A 22,692-nucleotide genomic window follows, 5' to 3' on the forward strand; every position below is an offset into this window, starting at 1 on the left:
GGGGGGCACGACTCGAAGGGAGAAGGTCAGCCCAGGCGGCCGCCGGACTCCTGCAGGTAGCAGTGACCGCAGAGCGACTCGTAGGTGGTGACGAGCTCATCGCCCGCACCGTCGATCGCGACCTGGTCGCCGTCGAACACGAAGCGGTCCCCGATCCGGCGTCCGTTGAACACGGCCTTGCGACCGCAACGGCAGATCGTCTTGAGCTCCTCGAGCGTGTGCGCGATCGCGAGCAGGCGTCCGGATCCCGGGAAGGCGTGAGTGAGGAAGTCGTTGCGGATGCCGTACGCGAGCACCGGGATGTCATCCTCGACCGAGATGCGGAACAGGTCGTCGACCTGCGCCGGATCCAGGAACTGCGCCTCGTCCACGAGCAGGCAGGCGACGTCGTTGCCGGCACGCCGGACACGGTCGCGCTCGCGATGGAACAGCGCTCGCGCACCCTCCCCCGCCCCGATCAGGAAGTCGACCTCACGGGTCATGCCGAGGCGGCTCTCCACCTGCGAAGCGCCCTTGGTGTCGATCGCGGGCTTGGCCAGCAGCACGTGCTGGCCGCGCTCCTCGTAGTTGTACGCGGCTTGCAGCAGCGCCGTGGACTTGCCGGAGTTCATCGCCCCGTAGCGGAAGTACAGCTTGGCCACGGCGTCGGATCAGGCCGTCAGGTCGAGCGTCTTCGCGGTGGCACCCATCGATGCGCGCGCGTCGGCTGCGGAGTCGTTGAGCTTCTCGCCGAGGGTCGGGATCAGCTCCTGCAGCTTCGGCTCCCACTCGCCGTACTGCTCCGGGAAGCAGCGCTGCAGCACGTCCAGCATGACCGGCACCGCGGTGGACGCTCCCGGGGAGGCCCCGAGCAGGCCCGCGATCGTGCCGTCGGCGGCCGCGACGACCTCGGTGCCGAACTGCAGCTTGCCGCCCTTCATGACCTGCGCGCGCTGACCGGCCTGGAGCAGCTCCCAGTCGCCGTCCTGCGCGGTGGGCATGAATTCCCGCAGTGTGTCGACTTTCTTGCGGTGCGTCTTCAGCAGCTCGCTGACCAGGTACTTGATGAGGTCGAAGTTCGTGAACGCGACCTTGAGCATGCTGCCCAGGTTGTGCGGGCGCACCTGGGTGACGATGTCCAGCATCCCGCCCTGCTTCAGGAACTTCGGGCTGAACGTGGCGAACGGGCCGAACAGCAGGCTCGTCTCGCCGTCGACGACGCGGGTGTCGAGGTGCGGCACCGACATCGGCGGAGCGCCGACCGGAGCCTGCGAGTAGACCTTGGCCTGGTGCTTGGCGACGATCGCCGGATTCGACGTCTTCAGCCACTGGCCGCCGATCGGGAAGCAGCCGTAGCCCTTGATCTCGGAGATCCCGGATCCCTGCAGCAGCTTGAGCGCCCAGCCGCCGGCCCCGACGAACACGAAGCGCGCATTGACCGAGCCCGGGGTGTGCCCGACGACGTTGCGGTAGCGGACGTCCCAGGTGCCGTCCTTGCGCTGCTTGAGCTTGCGGACCTCATGGTTGCGCAGCAGCGTGAAGCGATCGTCCTCGGTGAGGTGGTCGAAGAGCTGGCGGGTGAGGGATCCGAAGTCGACATCGGTGCCGCTCGGCACCCGAGTCGCGGCGAACGGCTCGCCCTTACGGCGCTGCTCCATCAGCAGGGGCGCCCACTGGTTGATGACGCGGGAGTCCTCGCTGAACTCGATCCCCGCGAAAAGCGGCTGCTCCTTCAGGACCTCGTAGCGGTGACGCAGGTAGTCGACATCCTTCTGCCCGCGCACGAACGTCATGTGCGGCGTGGAGTTGATGAAGGTCGTGGGCGCGTCGAGCACACCGCGGTCGACCAGCGTCGACCACAGCTGACGGCTGAGCTGGAATTGCTCGTTGATGCCGATCGCCTTCGCCGGATCCAGCGTGCCGCCCTTGCCCTCGGGCATGTAGTTCAGCTCGCACAGCGCCGCGTGGCCCGTGCCCGCGTTGTTCCACGCGTTCGAGCTCTCCTCCGCGACGTCGCTCAGCCGCTCGAAGGCCACGACCTTCCAGTCGGGCTGCAGTTCACGCAGCAGGGTTCCCAGGGTGGCGCTCATGATGCCACCGCCGATGAGGACGACGTCGACGGATTCAGTCACTCGAACAGTCTAGTTGTCCGCGAGAGCCGAGATATTCGCCGAGGCGGCCATCCATCGCCGGACATTCGCCACGACGGACATCACGAGGCGAGCTGCACGGTTCCAGGCCTTTCGACCGGCCCGGCAAACCCGAGTCAGGCGCCCAGACGCTCCGGGACGCCCGCGCCCAGACGCGCCGCGACGAGCTCGGCAACCTGCACCGCGTTCAGCGCGGCGCCCTTGCGAAGGTTGTCGTTGCTGATGAACAGCACGAGGCCCTTGCCCTCCGGTGCGGACTGGTCGGCGCGGATCCGGCCGACGTAACTCGGGTCCTTGCCTGCGGCGTACAGCGGCGTCGGCACCTCTTCGACCACGACGCCCGGCGCGGCGGCGAGCACGTCGTATGCGCGCTGCGGGCTGATCTCGTTGGCGAACTCGACGTTGATCGACAGCGAGTGCCCGGTGAACACCGGCACGCGCACGCACGTCCCCGCGACCCGGAGGTCGGGCAGGCCGAGGATCTTGCGGCTCTCGTTGCGGAGCTTCTTCTCCTCGTCGGTCTCGTTGAGGCCGTCATCGACGACGGATCCGGCGAGCGGAATCACGTCGAACGCGATCGGCGCGACATACTTCTCCGGCTGCGGGAAGTCGAGTGCCGAGCCGTCGTGCACGAGCTTCAGGGTGTCACCCTGGGCGAGCACGCCCTCGACCTGACCGAGCAGCTCCTGCGCGCCCGCGAGACCGGATCCGCTCACGGCCTGGTAGGTCGACACGATCAAGCGCTCGAGACCGGCCTCGTCGTGCAGCGCCTTGAGAACGGGCATCGCGGCCATCGTGGTGCAGTTCGGGTTCGCGATGATGCCCTTGGGGGTGTCGTCGATCGCCTCGGGGTTGACCTCGCTCACCACGAGCGGCACCTCGGGGTCCATCCGCCAGGCGCTGGAGTTGTCGACCACGACGGCGCCGGCCGCGGCGAAGCGGGGGGCGTAGGCGCGGCTCGCGGTGGCGCCGGCGGAGAACAGCGCGATCTCGACGCCGGCCGGATCCGCGGTCTCGACGTCCTCGACGATGACCGGGATGCCGCCGAAGTCGATCGCGGTGCCGGCCGAGCGGGCCGAGGCGAACAGGCGCAACTCGCGGATCGGGAAGGAGCGCTCCGCGAGGATGTCGCGCATGACGGTGCCCACCTGGCCGGTGGCGCCGACGATGGCGACGGAGAGTCCTGAGTCGGAGATGCGGGTCATGAGGGTGCTTCCTTGGCTTCGTGCCGCGGCGGGTGCCGGACGGCGGACGAGGCGGAGGCGCGGTCGCCGGGTATGGCGGATCAGTCCGCGCCTGGCGCCGGTGTCAGGGTTTGGGCGATTCTACCGGGTCCGGGAGGAGTCCGGATCCGGTAGTGGAGACCAGCGGCGGGTCAGCGGCCGGTGCCCGCGGCGACGACGGCTTCGACCTCGCCGTCCAGGCCGTACGCGGCATGCACGACGCGTGCGGCCTCGGCGAGCTCGTCGCCGCGCACGACGACGGAGATCCGGATCTCGGAGGTCGAAATCATCTCCAGGTTCACGCCCGAGGTCGACAGCGCTTCGAAGAGGATCGCGGAGACTCCCGAGTGGGTGCGCATGCCCGCGCCCACGACCGAGAGCTTGCCGATCTGGTCGTCGTGCAGGAGGCTCTCGAAGCCCACGTCGGACTGCTCGGCGGCGAGCGCCTTGAGCGCCGCCGAGGCGTCGGACTTCGGCAGCGTGAAGGAGATGTCCGTGCGTCCCGTGGAGGCGGCCGATACGTTCTGCACGATCATGTCGACGTTCGCGCCGGACTTGGCGACGATCTTGAAGATCTCGGCGGCCTTGCCCGGCACGTCGGGGACGCCCGCGACGGTGACCTTGGCCTGGCTGAGGTCGGTGGCGACACCGGCGACGATCGGCTCTTCCATGACTGCTCCCTCGGATTCGCGGGGGTTCTTCATGCCCTCGCCCAGAACGTAGGTGCCCTCCGTCGACGTGAAGCTCGACCGGGCGTGGATCAGGACGCCGTGCCGGCGCGCGTACTCGACGGCGCGGATGTACAGCACCTTGGCGCCGTTCGCGGCAAGCTCGAGCATCTCCTCGCTCGAGACGTGCGAAAGCTTGTGCGCGAGCGGCACCACACGCGGATCGGCCGTGAAGATGCCGTCGACGTCACTGTAGATCTCACAGACGTCGGCGTCGAGAGCGGCGGCCAGTGCGACCGCGGTGGTGTCGGATCCGCCACGGCCCAGGGTCGTGATGTCCTGCGTGTCGTCGTTGATGCCCTGGAAACCGGCGACGATGACGATCGCACCCTCATCGAGCGCCTCGCGCAGGCGCGTCGGGGTGACCTCGACGATGCGTGCGGACCCGTGCCGGCTGTCGGTGCGCATGCCGGCCTGCGGTCCGGTGAACGAGCGCGCGTCGAAGCCCATCGAATGGATCGCCATCGCGAGCAGCGCCATCGAGATGCGCTCCCCGCTGGACAGCAGCATGTCGAGCTCGCGTGGCGCGGGGATCGGCGCGACCTGAGCCGCCAGGTCGAGCAGCTCGTCCGTGGTGTCGCCCATCGCGCTGACGGCGACGACGACGTCGTGCCCGGCGCGACGCGTGTCGACGATGCGCTTGGCGACGCGCTTGATGCTCTCTGCGTCGGCGACGGACGAGCCGCCGTACTTCTGCACGATGAGGGCCACGGATCACTCCTGGGGGATGCCGGGCGCCGGAAGCGGCGCACCACCGCACATTCTACGAGCGCACTCCATGCCGGATCCGGTATGTGACGGCGCCTGCGACGGTATCCGGCGCTACCTCTGCCCAGCCCCCTCCGCGAGACTCCATCTCCGTAACGAGACTGCGTGCCTGGACTGCAGTCTCGTTACGGAGATGGAGTCTCGCGGTCGATGTGGGCCGTGGCGACATCCGCCCGCAACGGTTAGAGCAGACCGCGCCGACGGGCCTCCGAGACGGCGCCGGTGCGGCTCTCAGCGCCCAGCTTGTCGAGCAGGTGCACGATGTGCGTCTTCACGGTGGCCTCCGTGACGAACAGCCGCACCGCGATCTCACGGTTGCTGAGCCCTTCGGCCACGAGCGCCAGCACCTCCTGTTCGCGTGCAGTGAGCTCGACCCGTGGTGCGCGCAGCGCGGCGACCAGGCGCTCGTCCCCGCCCGGGGTGGGCACCGTGGATCCGGCAGCCGCGTCCACGATCGCCCGGGAGATGACCTCGACGCCGACCTCCTTGAGCAGATAGCCGGCGGCGCCCGCCTCGACCGCGCGGACGATCTGGGCGTCGTGGTCGAACGTGGTGAGGATCAGTACCGCGGGCGCCACCGGGAGCGCCCGCAGTGCGGCCGTCGTGGCGACCCCGTCCATGCCCTCCCCGAGGCGCAGATCGCAGAGCACGACGCCGGGGTGCAGCTCGCGGGCGGCCGTGACGGCCTCTTCGCCCGTGCCGACCTCGGCGAGGACGTCGAAGCCGCGTGCCTCGACGACGGCGCGGATCCCCGCGCGCACGATGGGGTGGTCGTCGACGATGATCAGCCGGATGCTCATGCCGCACCTCCCTCGGCACCTGAGGCGGTGCCGGGGCCGAGTCCGCTCTCGATGCCCGCGCCGGTGTCGGTGCGAGCGCCGGCGGGGGTGCCGAGCGGCAGCGCGGCCTCGATGGAGGTGCCGGCACCGGGAGCGGATCGGATCGAGAGTTCTCCGCCGCCCTCGCGCAGTCGCGAGCGCATCGCCGCGAGACCGTAGGACGCGTCGGACGGGCGTACGGCCTGGTCGAACCCGACGCCGTCGTCCTCGACCCGCAGTCGCACGGATCCGCCGCTGGACATCAGCGCGACCTGGACGGTCTGCGCCTGCGCATGCCGACGCACGTTCGCGAGCGCGGACTGGGCAACGCGCAGCAGGGCGACCTCGATCGGCGTCGACAGGGGGGGAAGGTCCGGATCCACCTGCAACGCGCCGATGACCCCGGTCTCGTCGTGCAGGGCGTCGAGCATGCGGGCGAGGGCGGCCGAGAGCGCGGATTCATCGAGATCCGCGGGCGCGAGGGCCGCGACGATGCGGCGCAGCTCGGTGAGCGAGTGCTGAGCGAGATGCTCGATCTGGGCCGTGCGATCCGGGCGCACCCCGAGGGTCGCGGCCGTCGACTCCTCATCGATACCACCCGCGGGGGCCGCCGGATCCAGGCGGGCGAGCATGACGATCGTGCTGAGCTCCTGCGCGATGGTGTCGTGCAGGTCGCGGGCGAGGCGCGTGCGCTCACGAGTGGCACCCGCCTCGCGCTGACTCGCGGCGAGCTCGTCATGCAGGCGTTCCGCCTCGTGCTGCGCGCGCAGCATCGAGTCGATGAGCCGCTCCCGCTCGGCCGCATCGCGCAGCATGGCGTCGTAGCCGAGGGACACCGCGAACGCGAAGCCGCCGCCGACGAGCGGGCCGATGAGGTGGGCCAGCGACGTGCCGGGCTGCACCCCGCCCGGATGCAGCATCGGGGCGACGATCGACGCGGCGAGCACCGCCACCACGAAGGCGAGGGACCACGGGAGCCGCAGCACGTGACCCGCGAGTAGCAGCAGCGGGAACGCGAGCCAGACGAATTCCGCGGACAGCGCGAGCATCCCGATCCAGATCGCGAGCAGCCCCAGCATCCACCAGACAGCGGCCCGCTTGTGCGCGAATCCGGCGCCGGCGCCGTACCACGCGAGGTACACGGCCGCGGCAAGCAGAACGGGCAGCAGCTCCCCTTCGATCCCCGCACGGGCCGTGGTGACCACGACGAGCACCACGGTGATGAGGTGCAGGGCGAAACGCGCGCCGCGCAGCATCTGCCAGCGGGCGGAGGCGGGCGCGGTGCTCATGCTCCGATTCTCCCGGGTCAGCGGGACGTCTGCCCACCCTCGGGTCTCGTTCATTCGATGGATGCGCCGGCGGGCGGATGCGCCAAGGCTGGGAGCATGACCTCTTCCGTCGACATCGCACCCTCGCCGTCCGCCGCGCCCGCACAGCGTCGCGCCCTCACCCAGCTGTTCATCGCCGCCGTCGTGTGGATCGCCCTGGGACTTGCCGCAGGGCTGTTCTACCGCGAGTTCACGAAGACGAACGGGTTTCCCAACGGCTTCAGCGGACAGCTCGCCCTCGTGCACACGCACCTGCTCGCTCTCGGCGCCCTGGTCACGCTCATCGTGCTCGCACTGGAGAAGCTGTTCGCTCTGTCGGCGAGCCGCCTGTTCCGCTGGTTCTTCTGGATCTACAACGCCGGCGTGCTGGTGACGGGCGCGATGATGACGTGGCACGGGATCCTGGATGTGCTGAAGGTCGAGGCGTCCAAGGCGATCTCCGGGATCGCCGGCGCGGGTCACATCCTGATCGGGGCCGCCTTCGTGCTGCTGCTGATCACTCTGTGGAAGGGGATCCGTCGGGCGTCCTGACCTCCGGCGGGACGGCCGGAGCGCGCCGGTGCGCCTCGGCCGGCGGCACCGGCTCGGCGGTCAGCTCCACGGCGGTCTCGTCGACCGCCGCTCTCGGCCGCAGCCGGCCGCCGGTGCCGGCGAACCAGCACCCGATGATCACCAGCGGGAATCCGACCAGCAGCCCGGGAGTGAGCGGCTCGGCGAGCACGATGGCGCCGAGGACGATCGCGATCACCGGGTTGACGTAGGTGAACAGCGGCGCCCGGACCGGGCCGACCTCCTTGATGAGGGCGAAGAAGGCCAGGAATGCGATCGCGGTGCAGATCACGCCCAGGGCGATCAGCGCCGCGATCGACGGCAGGGTCGGCACCTGATGCTGGGTCAGCAGGGCGATCGGCAAGTAGAGGATTCCGATGAACAGGAGCGCGAGCGTGATCGTGCCGATCGACGGCACGTGGCCGAGCTTGCGGGCGACGATGAACGGCGCGGTCGCGTAGAGCACCGCGACGAGCAGCACCTCCCCCGCAGCCAGGAGATCGACCTTGCCGCCAGTGAGCCCTGGACCCGCCACCACGACGCCGACGCCGACGAAGCCGACGAGCAGTCCGATCAGCCGCGCCGGACTCAGCACGCCGCGGTCTCCGCCCCCGAGGGCGATGAGCGCCGCGAACAGGGGAACCGTGGCGACCAGCAGCCCCGTCAGGCCGGACGGCAGGGACTGCTCGGCATGGCCCAGCAGGAAGAACGGACCCGCCATCTCCACGAGGCCGAAGGCGAGCACCCAGGGCCAGTGCTTCCACGCGGCCTTGATCGCGCCGCTGCGGATCGCGAACGGGAGCAGCAGGATCGCCGCGATGAGAGTCCTGCCCGCGACCATCGCCGGTGGGGAGAACGACTCCACCACCACGCTGATCAGCAGGTAGGGCACGCCCCAGAGCAGGCACATCGCCCCGAAGAGCAGCCAGCCGCGACGGCTGAAGCCATGCCCTCCCGGGCCGCCGGGAACGCCGCTCACAGGACGCGCCGGCCCTCGAAGGCGCGTCCGAGGGTGACCTCGTCGGCATATTCGAGGTCGCCGCCGACGGGCAGACCGGAGGCGAGCCGCGAGACGGTGATCTGCATGCTGGTGAGCAGCCTGCTGAGGTAGCTCGCCGTCGCCTCCCCCTCCAGGTTGGGGTTGGTGGCGAGGATGACCTCCTGCACGGTGCCGTCGGCGAGGCGCGTCATCAGCTGCGCGATGCGCAGGTCGTCCGGCCCGACACCCGCGATGGGGCTGATCGCGCCGCCGAGCACGTGGTACAGCCCGCGGAACTCCCGGGTGCGCTCGATCGCGGCGACGTCCTTCGCGTCCTCGACGACGCAGATGAGGGCGGCATTGCGGCGCGGGTCGCGACAGATCGCGCAGCGCTCCTGCTCCGCCACATTGCCGCAGATCTCGCAGAACCGCACCCGCTCGCGCACCTCGGAGAGCAGCTCGGCGAGGCGCTTCACGTCGAAGGAGGGCGTCTGCAGGATGTGGAACGTGATGCGCTGCGCGGATTTCGGGCCGATGCCCGGCAGGCGGCCGAACTCGTCGATCAGCTCCTGGACGATGCCGTCATACATCTCGTGATCCTCATGATCGTTCGTTCATCACTGTCGATGGTCACTGCTGTCCCCGGATCACTGGAACCGGGTCTGCGGCTCGTAGGGCTCCTCGCGGACGAACTTCGCACCGAGCACCTGACGCACCACCGCCTCGCCGTAGCGCTGCACCCCAGGGGCTGCGGAACGCGGAGTCCGGTCAGTGACCATCGGTGCCGGGGGCGCGGCGCGCGGCGTCGGATCCTGACGTCCGCTGGACGGGGCCGCAGGAGCCGGAGCCAGACCCGGCCGGCCGCTTTCGGACGCGGCCACTCCGACCGGGACCATGGCAGGCTCTGGCGCGCCGGCAGAGGATCCCTGACCCGGATCGGGACCGGGGTCGTAGGCATCGTCGGGGAACGGCGGCTCATCGTCGAGCACATCGCCGTCGTGGCCCGGCTCGTACCACCCCGATGCCGGCATGGCCTCGACGTCGGCGGGCTCTTCGTCGACAGGGAACTGCGCCACCCTGCCCTCGGCCGACGGCGCCGCCGAAGGAGCGGACGGGGCCGGAGCCGAGGGAGCCTGCGCGGCGTCAGCCTGAGCGGGAGCAGCCGAGGCCGGCCCGGCACCGCTCGGCGTGACACCTGTCGGCGCGACGGACTCGGGTTCGCCCTGCGGGATCGCTGCGACCGCCCATTCGGTGACGGGCGCGGTCGTGGTCGAAGCAGCGCGCGGGGTGGGGGTCGTGCCCGGAGTGGTGCCCGCGCTCGGCGCCGAGGCTTTCGGCGTCGTGGACGGCCGCCCGTGCTCCCCTCGCCCTGACGGGGTCCGGTCGGATGAGATCCGCTCCGCCGGAGCCGCCTCGACCGGAGTCTGCGCCGCCGGGGTTCGCTCGGCGGGGATCTGCTCGGACGGCGTGTCATCGGAGGGTCGCGGGGCCTTCCCGCCCTCGGCTAAGTTCCGTTCGGGTGCGGCCTCGGGCAGCGGGGCCGGCAGGTATTTGACCTTGACGGAGAGCTCGCCCTCGATCGCGGTGCGCAGGTGGTCGGACGGGCCGTTGCCGGGCGCGGTGCCCTTGAACCGGGCGACGTCGTTCGGTCCGGGGAACCCGAGAGTGAGCACCTCGGTCTCGGTATCGTACGCGAGCGGCTGCACGGCGGTGACCACGAGCCAGGATCCGCGGCTGATCTTCTCGAGCCGCCCGAGCACCGCCGACCAGGCCGTACGGATCCGGTCGATGTCGACGGGCTCGGCCGGAGGAGCCGTCTCCGGTTCGGGAGCGGAATCGGCGACGGAGGACGTGGCCTGAGCCGGCGCATCCGCAACCGGGGTGGATGTGTCGCCCGTCGTCTCGGTCGTTTCCTGTGCTCGCTCGGCGACCGGGGCCGGCGTGGCGACCGCAGCGGGCGTGGCGACTGGGGCCGGCGTGGGCGTGGTCACCGGAGCCGCGGCAGGTGCCGCGACCGAAGCCGTGGAAGGCGCAGCGGGCGCAGCGACCGACGCGGGAGCGGGTGCCGCGGGCGCAACCTCTCCCCCGGCGAGCGCCGTCAGCACACGAGCGACGAGCAGCTCGAGGTGCAGACGGGGCGACGTCGCCCCCGACATGTCGTCGAGGGCGGAGCTCACGAGATCCGCTGCGCGAGACAGGCGCGGCCCGCCGAATGCGGCGGCCTGGCTCCGCATTCGGGTCAGCTCGTCCTCCGGGACGCCACGGAGCACCGCGGAGGCGGCGTCGCCGACGGCGGCGATCACGATGAGGTCCCGCAGGCGCTCGAGCAGATCGTCGACGAAGCGGCGCGGATCCTGTCCGGTCTGCACCACCCGGTCGATCGCGGGGAAGGCCGCAGCCGCATCGCCCGCGGCGAGCGCGTCGACGATCTCATCGAGCAGCGCGGAGTGCGTGTAGCCCAGCAGCGCGACCGCGCGCTCGTAGCCGACGTCGCCGTTCTCCGAGCCCGCGATGAGCTGGTCGAGGAGCGAGAGGGTGTCGCGCGGGGATCCGCCGCCCGCGCGCACGACGAGCGGCAGCACGCCTTGGGCGACGGTCACGCCCTCCTCGGCGCACAGCTTCTCGACGTACTCGAGCATCGCCGCGGGCGCCACCAGCCGGAACGGGTAGTGGTGCGTGCGCGAGCGGATCGTGCCGAGGACCTTCTCCGGCTCGGTGGTCGCGAAGATGAACTTGATGTGCGGCGGCGGCTCCTCGACGAGCTTCAGCAGTGCGTTGAAGCCCTGCGGCGTCACCATGTGCGCCTCGTCGAGGATGAAGATCTTGAACCGGTCCCGGCTGGGCGCGAAAGTCGCACGCTCGCGCAGGTCGCGGGCGTCGTCGACGCCGTTGTGGCTGGCCGCGTCGATCTCGACGACGTCGAGGGATCCGCCGCCGTTGCGCGACAGCTCGACGCAGCTCGGGCACACGCCGCACGGGGTGTCGGTGGGGCCCTCGGCGCAGTTCAGGCAGCGCGCCAGAATGCGCGCGGAGGTGGTCTTGCCGCAGCCTCGCGGCCCGGAGAACAGATAGGCGTGGCCCACCCGGTCGCCGCGCAGCGCGGTCATGAGCGGATCGGTCACCTGCGACTGCCCGATCATCTCCCCGAAGTTCTCGGGCCGGTAACGGCGGTACAGGGCTGTGCTCACCCGTCAAGACTACGGTGTGCGTCGGACATCGGCGCGGGGTGTCCGGCGTAGACGCCGCGGCCGTCACGGCGTCTGCGCCGACGCCGCGCCGGACGGTGCCGGACGGGCCCCGGAGACCCCCTCCCGAACGCCCTCGAACGGACGTACCCTGAAGGAGGAGGTGGACGATGACGCAGGTGGCAGCAGGCGACCGGATCCGCATCCACGGCCGGGTGGTGGGCGGCGCGGAGCGATCCGGCGTGGTCCTCGAGGTGCGCGGCGAGCTTCTCGTCGTGCGCTACGACGACGGGCACGAGGCGGTGCTCGCACCGGGCAGTGACTGCGAGATCAGGCACGGCGAGTAGGGGCGGCGCGGCGAGCACCGGACCCGGGCGGGCGCCGGTCCCTCGAGAGTCTCAGGGACCAGCGCCGCGGCCGGGACTACTCCCCCGATTCCCCGACGTATCCGATGATCGGGATCGCCGAGGTCGTCGGCACGGTCGGCGACAGGATCGTGCCGTCCTCGCGGCGGGCCTGCGAGCCGAACTCCGGGCGCCCGCGGAGGACAGGTCCCTGATCCGCGAGATGCACGGCAGCAGGAGCGTCGGTAGAGGCCGTGTGCGCGACCCCGCGCACCGTGAACGCGACCGGGTCTCCGGAGCGCACTTCGACCAGCAATCGGTCGGCGGTCAAAGTGATCTGCAGCTGCGACTCGCGCCAGAGCAGCGGGTACGACAGCTCAGGCCAGTCGGCCGGGAGGCGCGGGTCGAAGCTGAGTTCGCCGTCGTGGTCGCGCATGCCGCCGAAGCCGCTGACGAGCGCGGTCCACACGCCGCCCGCCGACGCCACGTGCACGCCGTCGGAGGCGTTGCGATGCAGGTCGCCCAGGTCGACGTAGATCGCGTGCTCGAAGTACTCGTGCGCGAGGTCCTGGTACCCGACCTCCGCGGCGAGGATCGACTGCACGACGGCCGACAGGGTCGAGTCGCCCGTCGTCAGCGGGTCGTAGTACTCGAAGTCTGCGAGCTTCTCGGCCTCGGTGAAGTGGTTGCCCTGCAGGAACAGCGCGAGCACCACGTCCGCCTGCTTCAGCACCTGGAACCGGTAGATCACGAGCGGATGGAAGTGCAGCAGCAGCGGGCGCTGCTCGGGCGGCGTGGCCGGCAGGTCCCACACCTCGCGCTCGAGGAACAGGGAGTCCTGCGGGTGGATCCCCAGGGCGGGGCTGAACGGGATGTGCATCGCGTCGGCCGCGCGCTCCCACCGCTCGACCTCGGCGGGCTCGATGGCGAGCCGCTCCACCGCCGCGTCGTACGCCTCGGGCGCGTCCGCGGCCATCTCCCGCACCACGCGCGCAGCGAAGCGCAGGTTGTACCGAGCCATGACGTTCGTGAAGAGGTTGTCGTTGACGACCGTCGTGTACTCGTCGGGGCCGGTGACGCCGTGGATGTGGAACGTGTCCACGCCCGCGGCCGAGCGCCAGAAGCCGAGCGTCGCCCACATCCGCGCGGTCTCGACCGCGATGTCCACTCCCTGGCGATAGAGGAAGTCGTCGTCGCCGGTGGCGCGCACGTACTTCCCGAGCGCATAGCTGACGTCGGCGTTGATGTGGTACTGCGCCGTGCCCGCGGCGTAGTAGGCGCTTGCCTCCTCGCCGTTGATCGTGCGCCAGGGGAACAGTGCTCCGCCCTCGTTCAGCTGGCCGGCGCGGCGGCGCGCGGCGGGCAGCATGTGCACCCGGCAGCGCAGCGCGTTGCGCGCGAACGTCGGAGAGGTGTACGTGAGGAACGGCAGCACATACACCTCGGTGTCCCAGAAGTAGTGCCCGCCGTAGCCGGATCCGCTCACGCCCTTGGCCGAGACACCCGCCCCGTCCGCACGCGCGGACGCCTGCGCGATCTGGAACAGGCACCATCGCGTCGCCTGCTGCAGGTCGTCATGCCCGGCGATGCGCACGTCGCTGCGCTCCCAGAACGCGCTCAGCCACTCGGACTGCTTCGCGAACTGCGCCTCCACGCCCTCCACCGCGGCGCGGTCGAGGGTGCGCCGGCAGCGGTCGATGAGTTCACGGGCCGGCACGCCGCGGGAGGTGTGATAGCTGACCAGCTTCGTCACCCGCGTGGGCACGCCCGCCTTAGCCTGCACCCGGAACACGTTCTTCGCGATATCGGGCTCCACGAGCTGGCGCGCGGTGTACTCGTTCTCGGTCTCGACCAGGTGGTCGGCGACCACGGCGAGGGTCATGCCCGAGTTCGCGACGCGGTACGCGAGCGCCGAGCGCCCGCCGTCCTGCCAGTACTCCGCGGGCTGCAGCACGCGGTCGCCGAACCGCTCCGCCTTGCGCGGGTCGAAGCCGGCCTTCTCGCCCGGGGATCCGGCGGCCATCGACGGCACCCCGCCGTAGACGTCCTCGCCATCCTGCCGGTTCAGCAGCTGGCACGAGATCGTGACGGGCGCGTCGGAGTTCTCCACCGTGACCTCGAGACGCAGCACCGCCAGATGACGCTCCACGAACGACACGATCCGTTCGTCCCGGATGCGCACACGCTTGCCCGAGGGCGTCTCCCAGAGCACCTCGCGCTCGAGGATGCCGGTGCGGAAGTCGAGCGCGCGCCGGTACTCGCGCACATCCGCCTCGTCGAAGCTCAGCGGCTCGTCGTCGACGTAGACCCGCATGACCTTGGCGTCGGGGGCGTTCACGATCGTCTGACCGACCTCGGCGAAGCCGAACGCCTGCTCGGCATGGCGGATCTTCCAGGTCTCGTGCAGACCGTTGATGAAGGTGCCGTGCTCGAGCGCGTTGCGGCCCTCGATGTGGTTGCCGCGCAGGCCGAGGTACCCGTTGCCGAGACCCATGAGCGTCTCGGAGACGCCGGGGTTGACGTGCGGATAGGACGTCTCGACCAGACGCCACGGGTCGACGGGGAAGAGGTCGCGATCGATCATGCAGTGCTCTCCGTGAGGGGTCGGTTCAGGACAGGAAACGGGCGAGGTCGTCGACGACGACGGTCGCGCCGTGGGCGAGGAGGGAATCGGATCCGGCTCCGCGGTCGACGCCGATGACCGTGCCGTAGCCGGCAGCGGCGGCCGAGGCGACGCCGCTCGTCGCGTCCTCGACCGCGACCGCGGATGCCGGGTCGACGCCGATGCGCTCGGCGCCCACGCGGAACACGTCCGGTGCGGGCTTGGAGGCGAGATGCTCCCGCTCGGCGACCACGCCGTCGACGACCACCGTGAAGAAGTCGCGGATACCGGCCGTGGCCAGCACCTCCTCCGCGTTCTTGGAGCTGGACACGACCGCCATCGGCACTTCGGCGGCCCTCAGCTCCTGCAGCAGGGCGAGGGATCCGGGATACGGCGCGATGCTGTCGCGGCGCAGCGCCTCCGAGAAGGCGACGTTCTTGCGGTTGCCGATCCCGCACACGGTGTCGACCTCGGGATCATCGTCGACGGACCCCCACGGGATCTCCACGTTGCGGCTGCGCAGCAGGCTCGCGACGCCGTCGTAGCGCTTCTTGCCGTCGACATAGGCGAAGTAGTCCTCGTCGGTGTACGCGGGCGCGATGTCCCAGAGCAGGAACACCTCGTCGAACACCGCCTGCCAGGCGTGCATGTGCACCTCTGCGGTCGGCGTCAGCACGCCGTCCAGATCGAACAGCACGGCGGCCGAGCGATGCAGGTCGGGGAGCGCTGCGGGGGTGTCGGGCACGGCGGAGCCTCCGGTGGCTGAGAACGGGATCTTCGGACCGGCACGTCTGGGTGCCACCCGATCAAGGCTAGTCGGACGAGGGCTCGCCTGGATAGACGTCGGCGGGGCAGGATCACAGCTCCGCGCGCGCCGCGCTGTGCCCGCGGTCTCGGCGGGGGCGCGGCTCAGGAGAACGAGACCACTGTCTCCGCCGCGACGACATGCAGCTCGGCGATGCCTGAGCCGTTGTAGACGGACGTGCGATCGGTCGTCGACGCGACCTGGAACCGGATGCGCAGCACCGCGCCGCGTACGGCCGCATCGAGGATCCCCGGATCGGCCATCAGCGCGACCGGGTTCGCGGCGTCCTGCATCGTCTGCGAGGGCGGCTCCGCGCCCGCGAAGCCGATGAGCCCCGCCTTGTCGCGGAGATTCTGCCGAATGCTCTCGGTTCCGATCTGGATCTCGACATACGCGGTGTACTGCTCTCCGACGTGCGCACCCGGATCCTGCAGCAGCGCGGCGAGCCGAGCGGGATCCAGGCCCGGGTACGCCTGATCGTCGGGCGCGGTCGACGCCGGCGAGGCGGTCTCGGGAGCCGCGACCACGGGCGGCGGAGGTTCCGGGGCTGACTCCGGGGCGCTGCCGATTCCGGCCAGCAGCGCGACCACGACCGGGATCACCACGAACGTCGCGATGACCACGACGAGGAACGGGATCCAGGAGCGACGCCGTTGCGGCCCGGGCTCCGTCGGAGCGCCGATCGGCTTCGGGCGACCATGCCCGTCGTGCTCGAGCGGCGGGATCACGTACGGCGCGGTGAGATTCTTGGGCACGGCAGAGTAGACGGTCGGCCTGCGCTCGTCATGTCCCATGCTCGGACCCTAGCGCGTGCGTGTGTCCGGGGCCGACGCCCTCCCCCGATCGGGCAGAGGGATCGCGTCCGGAACAGACTCCCGGCAACGATCCGAACTCGGTTCCGGGCAAAGAAAAGACCCTCCGCGCACCCGACAGAGCCCGGTTACCCTTGCTGCGTTTCCGCCCTGGGGGAGTTGGCCTGGGTGCCGCCACGCGGAGAGCCGTCGACAAGTCTACCCGAGGTCGCGGGTGGGTCCGACCGGATCCCCCGCCCCGTGGTCCCCGCCCCGGATCCTGGAACGTCCGGACAGGCCCCGCCCCCGTCATGCGAACGAGAGATCTCGCGACGGTGCGGGACGGAGGGAATCAGCACGACCCGGCACCCGTCATCCGTGCGTAACGCGTGGTCACCTGCCCGTCCCCTGCCGGGATCCGGTCCTATCGTGGTGGGCGGGCCGTTCGGCGGCTTCGGAATGGGGCAGCGCATGGTCGAACGGGTCGACGTCGCGATCGTCGGAGGCGGGGCGATGGGCTCCGCCGCCGCGTGGCAGCTCGCCGGACGGGCCGACACGCTGCTCCTCGAACGCTTCGAACCCGGGCACCTGAACGGCGCCTCGCACGGCGCCAGCCGCAATTTCAACGTCTCCTACGCCGATCCCGTGCATGTGGGCATGCTCGTCGAAGCCGAGCGGCTCTGGCGACTGCTCGAAGCGCAGACCGGCACCGAGCTCCTCACCCAGCACGGCATCGTCAATCACGGACCGAATCCGGGTCATGAGGCGGCGCACGCCGCGCTCGCCGCGGCCGGCATCCCCAGTGTCTTCGTCGACGAGGGGGAGGCATCGGAGCGCTGGCCGGGCATCCGTTTCGAAGGCCGCGTACTGTTCACGCCGACGGCCGGGCGCCTGCACGCCGACCGCGCTGTCGCCGCGCTGCAGCGCGCGGCGCAGCAGAAGGGCGCCCGCGTGCAGCACGGCGCCCGCGTGACCGGCATCAGTCCGGTCGGCGACGAGGCCGTGCTCACGATCGAGACCGCCGAGGGTGTGCGCGACCTGCGCGCCCGCCGGGTGGTGGTCACGGTCGGCGCCTGGACGTCGACGCTGCTCACCGGGCACGTTCCGCTGCCGCGCCTCGTGGTCACCCAGGAACAGCCCGCGCACTTCGCCCCGCGCATCCCGGGGGAATGGCCGGGATTCAATCATTTCCTCGCCGATTCCGGACCGGATCGTCGCTGGCCCTCGAGCGTGTACGGCATGCACACGCCGGGGCAGGGCATCAAGGCTGGCTGGCACGGGGTCGGCCCTGTGATCGACCCCGATCGGCGCAGCTTCGTGCCCGACCCCGCGCTCTCCGCGCTCATCCGTGACTACGCCCGCGAATGGCTGCCGGGCGTAGACGCCGATGACGTCACCGAGCTCACTTGCACATACACGACGACACCCGACGGAGTCTTCGTGATCGATCGCCGTGGCCCCGTGGTGCTGGGCGCCGGGTTCTCAGGGCACGGATTCAAGTTCACGCCGAGCGTGGGGCGTCTCCTTGCCGATCTGGCCCTCGACCGCGCCCCCGCTCCGGCGATCTTCACCCTCGACCGGTTCTGAGCCGATGGCGGGCGGGGGCTCGGACAAGACGCCCTCCGACGGATCCCCCGCCCTGTGGTCCCCGCCCCGGGTTACGATCAGAGACGCGGGCGCACCGCGGCGCCCGGTGAGAGGGACGCATGCACGCCACGAACACCGCCGACGTCACCACGAGCACCGCACCGGACGCGACATCCCGCACCGCCGCGGAGATCGATGCGACGGAGTTCGCCCGTCAGACCGCCGCGATCCTCGACTCCATCACCGAGGTGATCGACGGCAAGGATGACGCGGTCCGCAGCGCGCTCGTCTGCCTGCTCGCCGAGGGGCACCTGCTCGTGGAGGACGTGCCCGGCGTGGGGAAGACCATGCTCGCGCGCGCCCTCGCGGCCAGCATCGACGCGACCGTGCGCCGCATCCAGTTCACGCCCGATCTGCTGCCGGGCGATGTGACGGGGGTGAGCGTCTACAACCCCGTCGAGCAGGAGTTCGAGTTCAAGCCCGGCGCCGTGTTCGCGCACATCGTGATCGCCGACGAGATCAACCGTTCCTCCCCCAAGACCCAGTCGGCGCTGCTGGAGGCGATGGAGGAGCACCAGGTCACCGTGGACGGGAACTCGCGGCCGCTGCCCGATCCGTTCCTCGTGGTCGCCACGCAGAACCCGCTCGAGATGGAGGGCACCTACGCCCTGCCGGAGGCGCAGCGCGACCGGTTCATGATGCGGATCTCGATGGGCTATCCGGACGCGGCGGCCGAGACGCTCATGCTGCGTCAGCGGGACACCCGCAATCCGCTCGAAGGCATCCGTCCCGTGCTGGCCGCGACCGATGTGCGCGCGCTGATCGCGTGGGCCCGCGCGGTGCACGTCGCCCCGGCGCTCGAGGAGTACGCCGTGGCGCTGTCGCAGGCCACGCGCACCGACCCGAACCTGCATCTCGGAGCGAGCCCCCGGGCGACGCTGCAGCTCGTGCGCGCGGCGAAGGTGCAGGCCGCGCTGGACGAGCGCGACTACGTGGTCCCGGACGATCTCACCTCGCTCCTGCCTGCCGTGTTCGCGCACCGGCTCATCCCCGCCCGCGGGCTGCACCGGGCCGGAGCCCGCCCGATCGAGGCCGCGCTGGAGGGCATCGTCCGGCGCATACCGGTGCCGGTGGGCCTTCCGCGGTGAACCGACGGGAGCGCGCGCGGCGCGAAGCGGATCCGCCCGGGCGGAGGATGACCGGGCGCGGCGTGAGCGCGCTCCTGATTGGGATCCTCCTGGTGATCGGCGCGAACGTGCTGGCCACGCCGGTGTTGCTGTACGTGGCGGCGCTGCTGTTCGCACTGCTCGTCCTGGCCGCGCTGTTCGTCTTCGTCCCGCGCCGGCATGCGCGGGTGGGCCGCACGGTCGCTGCGGACCTGCTCACGGTCGGCGACGACACCTGGGTACGGGTGCGGGTGGATCTGCGCACCCTTGTGCGCCCGCCGTCCGGACGCTGGCGGGACGGGCTGCCGGCCGCCGTGCGCGGCTCGGCGACCGGCGCCTTCCCGCCCGACGACGCCGAACCGATCCCCGGCGGAACGACCACGACCATGACGTATCCGATCTCCGGGGTGCGTCGCGGGCTCGCCTCGCTCGGGCCGCTGCGGCTCAGCACGACGGATCCGTTCGGCCTTTTCGTCCGCACGGACGAGCTCGGTGACGTGACGCCGGTCACGATCGTGCCGCAGGTCGTGCCGCTGCCGCGGCTGACCGACCGCACGGGGCGCGCCGGTGGGACGGCGCAGACCTCGTCGCACCGACTCGGGCAGGGTGCGGACAACCTCTCCCCTCGCCGGTACGTCCCCGGCGACTCGATGCGGCGGATCCATTGGCGTGCGACCGCGCACCGAGGCGATCTGATGGTGCGCCAGGAGGAGCAGGAGTCGAGCCCGGACGCTCTCGTGGTGCTGGATCGCGCGGGCGCGCGCTGGGTCGGAGCCGACCGGGAGACGGACTTCGACGGTTTCGACCGAGCCGTCACGGCGTGCGCCTCGATCGCGATGCACCTCGTGGACAACGGCTTCGCCGTGGACGTGGTCGACGCCACCGGCGTGCTGATCGGCCGGCTGCGCGGGGCGGAGGACGAACGCGACGGCCTGCTGGTGAGCCTGGCCGGCACCGCGCCGCGTTCCGGCGAGCGCGATCACGGGCTGCCGGCGGCGAGCGAGGGGCATACGGTCGGTCCGCTGGTGGTGATCACCGGCGCGATCGATGCGGCCGATGCCGGCACGCTCCCGCACGGCGGGGCCGGCACCCCGATCCTCATCGCGACCGCCCCCGGTGCCGACGCGCTGTCCGCCGCGGAACAGCAGGGCTGGCGAACCGCGCTGCTCGGCGACGATCCGGCCGACGCCTGGGCGGACGCCGGCGCGGGCGAGCCCGGATCCGCCTCGGCGGATGCCGCCGCGGAGCCTGGTCGATCCCCGCGGTCCGGCGACGGCGCCGGGGGCTCGTCCCCCGCTGCTCCGGAGGAGGCTGCGCATGCCCGCTGACGTGAGCGCGTACGGGGGCCCCTTGCAGGAGCGCAGGCGGGACGGCGGCCCCGTGGCTGCGGCATTGCTCACGGCCCTGGGCCTTCTCGTGACGGTGTGGCCGCTGAGCGCGGTGGTGCAGCCGGGCAGCTGGAGCGCGGGCGCCGCCGTCACGGGCGCGACGGTGATCGTCGCGGGCGCGGTCGTGCGCTCCCTCACCCGTCGGGCGCCCGCCTGGCTGGCGATCCCCGCCGTGCCCGTCGTGCAGTTCGGCACCGGATTGATCGCGCTCACGGCGTTCGTCGCGCGGCAAGCCGGGCACGGCTGGCTGCTGCCGACACCCGAAGTATGGCGCGCGATCGACGCCTTCCTCTCCGCCGCGCTCGACGAGATCCGCGGCGGTGTCGCTCCCCTCGCCCCGTCCCCCGCGGTCGCCGTGAGTGTGGCCGCGGCGACCGGACTCATCGCCGTGGTGCTGGATCTCGTGCTCGTGACGCTGCGGGCGCCGCTCGTGGCGGCCGTGCTGGTCACCGCGCTCGGCGCGGTGCCGGGAGTGATCGTGCACCAGGGCGCCAACCCGGTGTGGTTCATCGGGCTCGCGCTCGCGATCCTGCTCTTCCTGCATGTGCGGTTCGCGCCGCCAGGATCCGCACGTCCCGCGACCGTGACGGAGGACGGCCGCTCCCCCACGCGCCATGCGCCCACTGACGCGCTCCTGCGCACGCGGCGCCTCCCCGCCGTCGTCCTCGGCTTCCTCGCCGTGCTCGCGGCGCTCATCGTGTCGCCGTTGCTGCCGCTGTCCGCCTCGGGGCTCAGCATCGGCGGCGGCAGCACCACCCTCAGCGCCACCCTCAACCTGGGGCAGGATCTGCGGCGTCCCTCCCCCGTCACCGCGCTCACCCTGATCACCCAGGACGGCACGCCGCCCTACCTCCGGATCGCGACGCTGACCCGATTCGACGGCTCCACCTGGCAGCCGGACCGGCCCACCACGGTGCCCCTGTCCCAGGGCTTCGGCGATGTCACCGCCCCCGAGGGCGTCGCACTGCACAAGACCAGGACCACGATCCGCACCGCAGGGATCTCCGGGTCCTGGCTGCCGGTGCCCTACCAGGCCACTGCAGTGCGCGGCGAAAGCGGCAGCTGGAACGCCGCCGGCGACAACCGCACGGTGATCGCCGCGAACGCCGATGCGGCCGAGCAGAACTACACGATCGACACGGCGACGCTCGAGCCCACGCTCGATCAGATCCGCGCATCCACCGCCACGGGTTCCAACGCCCCGCAGGACCTGCGGGCACTGCCCGCGGGCCTTCCGGCTATCATCGCCGACAGTGCGCGCGAAGTGGTCGGCGGGGCCGCCACCGACTACGACAGGCTGATCGCACTGCAGACCTGGTTCCGCGCCGGGTTCCGCTACTCGCTGCAGACCCCGGTCGACGACGGCTTCGACGGCACCAACGTCGATGCCGTGGCGAAGTTCCTGACCGTACGCGAGGGCTACTGCGTGCATTTCGCCGGGGCGTTCGCGCTCATGGCGCGCTCACTCGGCATGCCGGCGCGGATCGTCGTCGGCTACCTGCCCGGCACAGCGACGGATCGCCGCTCCGATGACGGGCGGGTCGTGTTCGAGGTCTCCACCGACCAGCTGCACTCCTGGCCCGAGGTGTACTTCTCCGGCATCGGCTGGGTGCCCTTCGAACCGACCGCGACCCGGGGCGTCCCGACCGCCTTCGCCGAGAGCAGCTCCGGATCCGACGACGGCACGCTGCCCTCCGCCGGAGCGACACCGCAGCCCACCACGAGCGGCGTCGCGAAGGACCCGAAGAACCTCGACGTGCCGGACGCCGGAGCCGCAGGCGCCTCGACGCCGACGGTGCAGCAGGTGATGCCCGTGGTGTGGACCGTCGTGGGCGTGCTGGTCGTGCTGCTGATCCCGGCGATGATCCGGCGCGTGCAGACGGCGCGACGTCGTGCCGCCGCGGGCCGAGGCGACGCCGTGGCGGCGTGGTCCGAGCTGCGTGCGACGCTGCAGGATCTGGGCCGTCCGGCCTCGTCCGCGGAGTCTCCGCGCGGGCGCGGTGCGCGCCTGGTGCGCGAGCGCGGCGCGGATCCGGCCGACATGGATGTGCTCGTGCGAGCGATCGAACGCAGCAGCTATGCGCGCGCGGGATCCGGATCCGCGCCGGACGTCGGGGATCTGCGCCCTCCGCTCGATGCGATCCGGGCGCAGCTGCGCGAGCACGTGTCGCGCCGTGACCGGCTCACGGCGGTGCTGGCCCCGCGTTCGCTGCTCGGCGCGCGGCTGCTGGCGACCTCGACGTCCTGAGCGCCCGGGCGGGATGCCCCCTCCCCTCACGACCGCGTCGCCCGGCGGCGTCGC

Annotated in this window: 18 protein-coding genes and 1 other RNA gene; 6 read left to right on the forward strand and 13 right to left on the reverse strand. The window is 71.3% G+C overall.

From position 1 onward, the window contains the following. Nucleotides 1-26: 26 nt before the first annotated feature. From AC1DMN_RS07545 to AC1DMN_RS07570, 6 genes are all read right to left on the reverse strand, one after another. Nucleotides 27-641, reverse strand: a complete 615-nt coding sequence (locus AC1DMN_RS07545; protein WP_440733874.1) for a thymidine kinase — start codon at nucleotides 639-641, stop codon at nucleotides 27-29. Between the two features lie 9 nt (nucleotides 642-650). Next, nucleotides 651-2,111: a malate dehydrogenase (quinone) gene (gene mqo / locus AC1DMN_RS07550; RefSeq protein WP_440733875.1), complete on the reverse strand. Its 1,461-nt coding sequence runs from the start codon at nucleotides 2,109-2,111 to the stop codon at nucleotides 651-653. Between the two features lie 134 nt (nucleotides 2,112-2,245). After that, nucleotides 2,246-3,334, reverse strand: coding sequence for an aspartate-semialdehyde dehydrogenase (locus tag AC1DMN_RS07555; RefSeq protein WP_440733876.1), 1,089 nt, complete (start codon nucleotides 3,332-3,334; stop codon nucleotides 2,246-2,248). Nucleotides 3,335-3,504: 170 nt separating this feature from the next. Then, nucleotides 3,505-4,791, reverse strand: coding sequence for an aspartate kinase (locus AC1DMN_RS07560; protein WP_440733877.1), 1,287 nt, complete (start codon nucleotides 4,789-4,791; stop codon nucleotides 3,505-3,507). Nucleotides 4,792-5,030: 239 nt separating this feature from the next. After that, nucleotides 5,031-5,648, reverse strand: coding sequence for a response regulator (locus tag AC1DMN_RS07565; protein WP_477229566.1), 618 nt, complete (start codon nucleotides 5,646-5,648; stop codon nucleotides 5,031-5,033). Next, on the reverse strand, nucleotides 5,645-6,955 hold the full coding sequence (locus AC1DMN_RS07570; protein WP_477229567.1) for a sensor histidine kinase: 1,311 nt from the start codon (nucleotides 6,953-6,955) through the stop codon (nucleotides 5,645-5,647). The genes AC1DMN_RS07565 and AC1DMN_RS07570 overlap by 4 nt, the downstream gene beginning before the upstream one ends. Nucleotides 6,956-7,051: 96 nt before the next feature. On the opposite strand from AC1DMN_RS07570, the gene AC1DMN_RS07575 reads away from it, so the two are divergent. Beyond that, a complete protein-coding gene (locus AC1DMN_RS07575) occupies nucleotides 7,052-7,525 on the forward strand; it encodes a DUF2871 domain-containing protein (protein WP_441977691.1) in 474 nt (157 codons plus the stop codon). Here the strand turns inward: AC1DMN_RS07575 and AC1DMN_RS07580 are convergent. The 3 genes from AC1DMN_RS07580 to AC1DMN_RS07590 are packed head-to-tail and all read right to left on the reverse strand — an operon-like array spanning nucleotide 7,491 to nucleotide 11,710. After that, on the reverse strand, nucleotides 7,491-8,522 hold the full coding sequence (locus AC1DMN_RS07580) for a DMT family transporter (RefSeq protein ID WP_441977692.1): 1,032 nt from the start codon (nucleotides 8,520-8,522) through the stop codon (nucleotides 7,491-7,493). The genes AC1DMN_RS07575 and AC1DMN_RS07580 overlap by 35 nt on opposite strands. Further along, nucleotides 8,519-9,112, reverse strand: a complete 594-nt coding sequence (recR, locus tag AC1DMN_RS07585) for a recombination mediator RecR (RefSeq protein WP_233311551.1) — start codon at nucleotides 9,110-9,112, stop codon at nucleotides 8,519-8,521. The genes AC1DMN_RS07580 and recR overlap by 4 nt, the downstream gene beginning before the upstream one ends. A 57-nt stretch (nucleotides 9,113-9,169) precedes the next feature. Further along, nucleotides 9,170-11,710 carry a DNA polymerase III subunit gamma and tau gene (locus AC1DMN_RS07590; protein WP_477229568.1) on the reverse strand — a complete coding sequence of 847 codons (2,541 nt, stop codon included), beginning with the start codon at nucleotides 11,708-11,710 and terminating at the stop codon, nucleotides 9,170-9,172. A 167-nt stretch (nucleotides 11,711-11,877) separates the two neighbouring features. Here AC1DMN_RS07590 and AC1DMN_RS07595 point away from each other — a divergent pair, with 167 nt between their 5' ends. Next, nucleotides 11,878-12,054 (forward strand): DUF1918 domain-containing protein, encoded by a 177-nt coding sequence (locus AC1DMN_RS07595; RefSeq protein WP_292722557.1) that lies wholly within the window; start codon nucleotides 11,878-11,880, stop codon nucleotides 12,052-12,054. 76 nt (nucleotides 12,055-12,130) lie between these two features. Here AC1DMN_RS07595 and AC1DMN_RS07600 read toward each other — a convergent pair whose 3' ends face one another. From AC1DMN_RS07600 to ffs, 4 genes are all read right to left on the reverse strand, one after another. Beyond that, on the reverse strand, nucleotides 12,131-14,635 hold the full coding sequence (locus tag AC1DMN_RS07600; protein ID WP_441977694.1) for a glycoside hydrolase family 65 protein: 2,505 nt from the start codon (nucleotides 14,633-14,635) through the stop codon (nucleotides 12,131-12,133). A gap of 25 nt (nucleotides 14,636-14,660) precedes the next feature. Then, complete coding sequence (locus AC1DMN_RS07605) at nucleotides 14,661-15,398, reverse strand: beta-phosphoglucomutase family hydrolase (RefSeq protein WP_477229711.1); 738 nt, start codon at nucleotides 15,396-15,398, stop codon at nucleotides 14,661-14,663. A 164-nt stretch (nucleotides 15,399-15,562) separates the two neighbouring features. Further along, on the reverse strand, nucleotides 15,563-16,252 hold the full coding sequence (locus AC1DMN_RS07610; protein ID WP_477229569.1) for a hypothetical protein: 690 nt from the start codon (nucleotides 16,250-16,252) through the stop codon (nucleotides 15,563-15,565). A 112-nt stretch (nucleotides 16,253-16,364) separates the two neighbouring features. Then, an RNA gene (ffs, locus tag AC1DMN_RS07615) (signal recognition particle sRNA small type) lies at nucleotides 16,365-16,461 on the reverse strand. 217 nt (nucleotides 16,462-16,678) lie between these two features. Between ffs and AC1DMN_RS07620 the strand changes: the two genes are divergently transcribed. The 4 genes from AC1DMN_RS07620 (at nucleotide 16,679) to AC1DMN_RS07635 (ending at nucleotide 22,638) form a co-directional block, all read left to right on the forward strand. Beyond that, the gene (locus AC1DMN_RS07620; RefSeq protein WP_477229570.1) at nucleotides 16,679-17,836 is read left to right on the forward strand and encodes an FAD-dependent oxidoreductase; all 1,158 of its coding nucleotides are present in this window, start codon (nucleotides 16,679-16,681) and stop codon (nucleotides 17,834-17,836) included. 119 nt (nucleotides 17,837-17,955) lie between these two features. Then, a complete protein-coding gene (locus AC1DMN_RS07625; protein ID WP_441977697.1) occupies nucleotides 17,956-18,984 on the forward strand; it encodes an AAA family ATPase in 1,029 nt (342 codons plus the stop codon). 62 nt (nucleotides 18,985-19,046) lie between these two features. Then, on the forward strand, nucleotides 19,047-20,330 hold the full coding sequence (locus AC1DMN_RS07630) for a DUF58 domain-containing protein (protein WP_477229571.1): 1,284 nt from the start codon (nucleotides 19,047-19,049) through the stop codon (nucleotides 20,328-20,330). Further along, on the forward strand, nucleotides 20,320-22,638 hold the full coding sequence (locus AC1DMN_RS07635; protein WP_477229572.1) for a transglutaminase TgpA family protein: 2,319 nt from the start codon (nucleotides 20,320-20,322) through the stop codon (nucleotides 22,636-22,638). Before AC1DMN_RS07630 ends, AC1DMN_RS07635 begins: the two co-directional genes overlap by 11 nt. Nucleotides 22,639-22,692 lie beyond the last annotated feature (54 nt).

The organism is Microbacterium sp. 01T413_2, from assembly GCF_056398985.1.